The organism is Protofrankia sp. Cas4 (assembly GCF_963555915.1).
Classification (GTDB): Bacteria; Actinomycetota; Actinomycetes; order Frankiales; family Frankiaceae; genus Protofrankia.
In genome coordinates, this window is record NZ_CAUVXL010000060.1 from 7,832 (window position 1) to 15,236 (window position 7,405).

At 68.1% G+C, this 7,405-nt stretch carries 2 protein-coding genes; both read left to right on the top strand.

Annotated features, from left to right (window positions below):
* A partial coding sequence (locus U9979_RS06225) for a class I SAM-dependent methyltransferase (protein WP_322778615.1) occupies nt 1-683 on the top strand: 683 nt, incomplete at its 5' end.
* Between the two features lie 487 nt (nt 684-1,170).
* The coding region (locus U9979_RS06230) for an RHS repeat-associated core domain-containing protein (RefSeq protein WP_322778616.1) at nt 1,171-7,405 on the top strand (6,235 nt) is incomplete at its 3' end.

A 7,405-nucleotide genomic window follows, 5' to 3' on the forward strand; every position in this document is an offset into this window, starting at 1 on the left:
CCTATGTCGGTCACCAGGTGCATGTGATTCGTCGCCGTGAAGCGGGCACGTTGCTGGAGTGGGCGGGTGAGCTCACCGGGCGTACCGTCCTGGACGTCGCTGGTGGCGATGGCTACTGGGCTGGTCGGGCCGTCCGGCGCGGAGCTCGGGCCGTTTGTGTCGATCTTGCCCGGGGCAAACTGGATTTCGGTCGCAGATTGCGCGGGCGTCCCGCCCTCATCGAGGGGGACGCCCTCACGCTGCCGTTCGCCGACGGCTCGTTCGACGTGGTGATGTCGGTCTGCGCGATCGAGCACTTCGACGACGGCCCGGGTGCGCTCACCGAGATGGCGCGGGTCCTCAAGGCGGGTGGAGATCTCGTCCTGTCCGCCGACGCGTTGACCCGGGCGCACCGCTGGCCGCGGCTGTCTGCCCGCCATCGGGAGAGATATCAGGTGAAACGTACCTACACGGGCGATCAGCTGGCGGAACTGCTGGATGGCCGCGGCCTGTCCGTGGTTCGCCAGACCTACCTGTTCCGGTCGCCGCTGGCCGAACGGCTGTACCTGACGCTGTCGGCCAGCGGCGGCCGTCTCGGCTGGAACGCGGCTGCGCTGCTCTCGCCCGTCGTGGCGATGTCGGACCGGTGCAGCCCGGACGGCCTCGGCAGCGTAGTGCTCACCCACGCCCGTAAGGATCATTGAGGGCTCTCGCAACCCACGCCGGTAACAACGGATGAACCATAGGCGCGGCGGATGCTGAACGGCTCGACTTTGCGACGGTTCGTGTGCAATGCTCCGCAACGTGAATCCATACGTACTGGACATAGGTGCTGATCTCGTGTCCGGGTAGCGGCCTGGCTGTTTTCTGATCTTAAGGGTGGGCGCACGAGCGCCCCCGTGCTGATGGGTCTTCTGCGTTCCGTTTGTGTTGGTGCTGTGTGCTGCGTGTTCATCTGAGCGTGCAGGTCACCCCGTGTTGTCTTGTCGGGCTGCGCTGTTGTCCGGTGCGGTCCGTCAAGCGTGGGTCCGTGCAGGTTCTTGTCTTCAGTGAGGAAACGTCATGGCCCGCATTCCGGGATCGCTGGGTTCTGTATTCGCCTCGGCGGTGCGGCCGTTTGCTGTCGGGCCGCGCCGGTGGCTTCGGCTCCGGACGCGGGCGGGGCTCCTCCGTGTCGTCGCAGGCCTGATCGTGACGGTTGTTATGGCGGCGGGTATGCCGACGGTCGCCCGGGCGGTGGCGGATCCCTTCCTGGAAGTGAATGGTGTGGCGCTCGACGGTGCGTCGCTGCCGGCACCGTTCACCGCGGATGTGGGGGCGGATTCGACGGTTACCGGTGAGGTGACCTGGCTGGTCGATGATGCGTATGCGGGTAAGGATCCGGCGTCGCCGTATCAGTGGACGATCCCGGCGTCGATCTCGCAGGGGGTGCACAAACTCAAGGCGCGGTGGAATGTGGACGCGTCGACGACGAAGTTCGTGGTGGCGAACTTCACGGTGGTGGACCCGAACTGGACGCCACCGAAGACGGTGTATGAGGAGCCGGCGCCGGCGTTGCGTGACCTGTGGGTGACGGCGGATAATCGGCGGGGTCCGGTGCCCGGGGTGTATGACTGGTCGAAGGCGGGTTTCGGTGGCGGGTCGGTGCTGCCGGGGAATGCCAACGTCCGATCGGAATCGGCGTGCCGTCTGACGGCCGGCGTTCTGACCGGCACCTACGGGGTGGTTCCCAACGACGGTCAGGACGACACGGCCGGTATTCAGGCGGCGATCGATTCGATCAAGGCGAATTGTTCGGCGTCGGGTTCGTACACGCAGGAAAGCCTGCTGGAACTGCCCGCCGGCACGTTGAACATCTCGCATGAGATTCATCTGGACGCCGACTATCTGATCGTCCGCGGTGCGGGGTCGGATCCGCAGGCCGGTACCCATCTGGTCTACAAGCCCGACGGCACCACCCGGTATGACACGATCACCTCGGATGGGACGCGGTGGGACGTCGACGCGATGGGCAACGGGTCCGCGAACGGCGGCTGGTTGTGGCCGGGCCGTGGGCTGTTCCGGGTGCAGAGCCGGGCGGTCGCCGCGAAGTACGCGGCGGAGTACACCGCGGCGCCGGCGAATCGTAAGGACCTCTACGAGGGCACCGTCAACGACCACTGGGTGAGTGGGCTCAAGCTGCGGGGCAAGCCCGGTGACGCCGGGTTCGCGGGCCGTAAGGGCGACACGGTGGTGTATCTGGCCGCCGACGCCGCCTTCGACAATCTGAAGGTCGGCGGCCTGGTGAACGTGATGGCCGCGAACAGCCTGAACTTCTACAACGCGATGAAGGCGCTGCCGACGACGTTCGATCTGCAGAACCTGCACATGCGCCAGCAGATTTTCCTGGTTACCGCCGGTGACCCGCTCGGAAAGACGATTACGCTGGACAAGCCGCTGGAGTACGACGTTCCGGTCACGTCGGTGTCGGACGGGTCCGATCCCATCAACGGGCAGGTTTTCGACTCGGTCGTCGATCCGCTGGTCGACCCCGTGCTCGGGGTGGGTATCGAGAATCTGTCGTTCACTCAGGACGAGCCGGGTTTGGACGCGGCGAAGGCGAAGGACAATTACGGCAACATGGACCCGGCCGGTGCGATGCACGGGATCGTGTTCAAGTGGGCGGCGAACAGCTGGGTCACCGGTGTCCGTAGCGACATGACGGGCTCGCATCCGATCGCGACCGAGGCCGCGGCGAACCTCAGTATCATCGACAATCAGTTCGACGGTGCGTGGAACAAGGGTAAGGGCGGTAACGGCTATCTGCGGGGTTCCCGAGTGTGGGATTCGGTCTACGCCGGGAACACGACGCGTAATCTGCGGCACTTCACGTTCCAGTGGAGTGCGTCGGGGAACGTCGCGATCGGTAACAGTTTCGATTCTGATCTCAATCTGCATGGCGGTTATGAACGGAACAATCTGTTCGAGCTCAACGAGGTCTCGGTGCCGTATGCGCATCGGTCGGCGAATTGTTCGACGAACTGCGGTGATGAGGGCGGGTCGCTGCCGGACGATTCGGACTGGTATCCGATCTGGTGGGCGGCCGGGCAGAAGGCCGTCAAATGGTCGGGTTCGTCGGGTCCGAACAACGTGTTCTTCGACAATCATCTCCGGAAACAGCTGACGAACGGGTCCACCCCGTACACCGACTTCGCGCCGTACAGCGACCGGCATCGTATCTACCGGCTCGGCATCGACGATGCGGGGAGTTTCCATCCCCTCGATGTCGGTGGCACCCCGATCAGTGACTGGGCGCACAACGAAACCCGGGACTATACCGGCGGTCATGGGCTGGTCGCGTCGGGGACCGACGCGGGTCGGTCGTTGTTCCTGCGGACGGTGACGCTCGCGGGCTACGGCGGTCCGCATCCGCAGCCGCTGCGCCGTACCTGGGGATGTTCCTGCTGGGACGGCCGCGGCATGGTCAACACCAGGCTCGCGGCGGATCCGGTGAACACCGCGACCGGCAGTCTGATGGAGACCTTCCAGGATTTGACGCTGCCCGGCGTCGGCCCCGGTCTGGACTGGGGGCGGACCTACAACAGTCTGGACGCCACCGACGGCCCCTATGGGGTGGGGTGGACGTTCGGGTTCAACGCCTCGATCATTCCCGGTGACGGGTCGACCCCGATTTTCCGGGAGGGTACCGGGGGCCAGAGCCAGTTCACCCGGCACGGCGACGGCAGTTACACCGCGGACGATCCGGGGGTCACCGCGACGATGACCACCCGGTCCGGCGGTGGCTGGACGGTGCGTAATCACGCCAACGAGGAACTGCGGTTCGATGGCACCGGCCGTCTGGTCGCTTCGGTCGACGAGCAGGGCCGTGGGGTCACGCTGGCGTACGCCGGCGGGACACTGAGTACGCTCACCGACACCGTCGGTCAGACGGTCACGGTGGCGTGGGGGACCAGCGGTGCGGCGACCGGCCGCATCACCGGGGTGACCGGTTCTGATGGTCACAGTGTGGGTTACGGCTACACCGCCGCGGGTTCCACCGCCCGGTTGACCTCGGTCGTCGGGGTGGACGGTAAGACCACGACCTACACCTACGACACGGCCACCGGCCATCTGGGCGGGATTGTCGACCCGACCGGGACGACGACGGCGGGCACGACGTACGACCCGGCGACCGGGCGGGTCACCGGCCAGACCGACGCGGCGGGCGGGGTCACCACGTTCGCCTGGGACCAGGCGAGCCAGACCGCGACCGTCACCGACCCGGCCGGGGTTGTGCACGCCGACGTCTATGCCGGCAACGTGCTGGCTTCCCAGGTGGATGCGAACGGCCGGGCGGACGACGTCTACTACGACGCGGCGAATCAGCCGACGGAAGAGAACAGCACCGGTCAGCAGCTGCGTCACAGCGAGTACGACGCCCATGGCAATCTGGTGCGCCGGACGTTGCCGGGTGCGGTCGACGATCCGAGCCCACCGGAGGAGCGGTGGACCTACGACGCCGCCAACCATGTGACGAGCTACACCGACCCGGTCGGGAAGGTGACCTCCTCCACCTACGACGGTCAGGGTCGGCTGGTGACGACGACCGCCCCCGACGGTGGTGTCACGACGCTGACTTACACCGGGCGGGGTCAGGTCGCGACGAGCACCGACCCGTTGGGCCGCACAACGACGAACACCTACAACACGGTCGGTGACCTGGTTGCGCAGGCCGCGCCGAGCGGCGCCGTCACGACCTACACCTACGACGCGTCGCACCACCGGCTCAGCGAGACCGACCCGCGTGGCACCGTCGCCGGTGGGACGCCGGCGACGTTCACCACGACCTACACCTACGACGCGGTCGGGAACGTCCTGACCAGCACGGACCCGCTGGGGCACCAGACGGCCTACACCTACGACGCCCTCGGCCGGGTGTTGACGGTGACCGCTCCGAACGCCGGGGTGACCACCTACACCTATGACGGCACCGGGAACCGGCTCACCGAGGCCGATCCGTACGCCCGGGTGACGCGCCACGCCTACGACCCGGCGGGCCGGGAGGTCACCCTGACCGCCCCCGACGGTGCGATCACCACGTCGGTGTACGACCTGGCCGGGCAGCTGGCGAGCCGCACCGCGCCGGCGGGGAACGTCGCCGGGGTCGACGCGGAGACCCGGCGCCGCGCCACGACGCTCTACACCTACGACGCGGCGGGACGGCTCACCCAGACCCGCACCGTCGACCCCACCAAGCCTGACCGTTACCTGGCGACCACGACGAGCTATGACGCGGCGGGGCTGGCGGTGGCGGTGACCGACCCGACCGGTGCGGTGACCCACACCTCCTACGACCGGGCCGGGCGGGTCACCGCCGTCACCGACCCCACCGGGGCGGCGACCACCACCGGCTACGACGAGGTTGGCCGGCCCAAGACCCGCACCGGCGGCGGGGTGAGCGTCACCTCCACCTACGACCGGGCCGGGCAGCTGCTGCGGTCCCAGACCGGCGGCGGTGCCGCGACGACGTACACCTACGACGCGGACGGCAACACGAAAACGGTGGTCGATCCGCGGGGGAACGCGGCGGGGGCGACCCCGGCGACGTTCACGACCACGTTCGCCTATGACGTGGCCGGGAACCGCACCAAGGTCACCGATCCGCTCGCCCATGCGACGTCGACTCTGTACGACGCCGCGAACCAGGTCACGAAGGTTATCGATCCGGAGAGCCGCGTCACGGTCTACGGTCACGACTCCGTCGGGAACGTCAACAAGGTCACCAGCCCGACCGGCGCGGTTACCCAGTACACCTACGACAAGGCCGGTCAACTCAAGACGCTGACGACCCCGACGGGGAAGGCCTACACCTACACCTACGACAAGGCCAGCCGGGTCGCGACCGCGACCACACCGACGGGCCGGGTCACGGGCTACACCTACACCCCCGACGGCCACGTCAACACCGTCACCGCCCCGGCGGGTAGCGCCACCTACAGCTACGACACCCTCGACCGGCAGACGAAAATTGACTACAGCGATACCAGCCCGGACATCACCTGGGCCTACGATCAGGCCGGGCGGCCCTCCCAGATCAGTAATGGCACGTCGACCGCGGCGGTCAGCTACGACCCGGCCGGGCGGATCATCGGGATCACCCGCGGGCCGGTCCAGGTCGGCTACACCTGGGACGGCGACGGCCGGCTGACCGGGCGGACCCTGCCCGGCGGGCGGGCCCAGTCCTACACCTGGGGGGCTGATGCGCGGCTGACCGGCACCGGTCTGACCGTCGGCGGGACGACCACGACGATCGGTTACGGCTATGACGCGGCCGGGCAGCTGACCTCGACCAGTCGGGCCGGCGGGCCGGTGAGCACCCGGACCTATGATCCGGCCGGCCGGTTGACGGGGCTGACCCACACCGCGGCCGGCGGGGCGACTCTGCTCGCGCAGACGGTGACGTTGAGTCCGGCGGGGAACCCGACCACGGTCACCACGGCCCGCGGGGCGACCAGCACGTCGGCGGTCTACTCCTATGACACCGCCGGTCAGGTCAGCGGGATCTGCCGGCCGGCATCGGGGACGACCTGCACGGCGTCGTCGCCGGCGACGAGCTATGGCTATGACGGCGACGGGAACCGCACCTCGACGGTGACGGTGCACACCACCGATGACAAGACGGTGACCTCGGCGTATGACGCCGATGACCGGCCCACCGCCGACACCGTCGGCACCGCGACCGTCGCGTCCTACAGCTACGACGGCAACGGGAACCTCGCCTCGTCGACCGGGCCGGGCGGGACCCGGTCGTTCGCCTACGGGTTGGACACCAACCTGCGGTCGGTCACGTTGGAGGACGGCCGGACCGTCGGCTACGGCTACGACGAACAAGGCAATCGGACCAGTCGGACGGTCAACGGGACCACGGATGCGATGTGGACGTGGGACACCGGCGGGCCGCTGCCCGTCCGGGTCGGTGAGACCACCGGGGACGGGACGACCGCGCATACCTGGTGGGCCGACCCGCAGTCCGATCTGGGGACCGCGGTCGCGGACGGCACTCCCGGCGGGACCCTGTCGTGGCTGCTGGCCGACAGCACCGGCAGCATCACCGACATCGCGGACGGCGCGGGGTTGACCGGGTCGGCGAGCCTGGATCCGTTCGGTGGGCCGGCCGCGGTCACCGGGGCGGGGTATGCGGGCAATCCGCTGCGGTTCCACGGCCAGTACCTCGACACGCTCACCGGCCTGTATGACCTACGGGCCCGGGATTATGACGCGTCGGCGGGGCGGTTCACCGGTCCGGACGCCCATCCGGCGCAGCCGGGTGTGGGGTTCGCCCAGACCTATGGCTATGCGGGTAATCGGCCGACGGTGGACGCGGATCCGTCGGGTCTGTGTCCGGTGTGTATCGGGGCGTTGACTGGGGCGCTGATCGGGGGCGGTA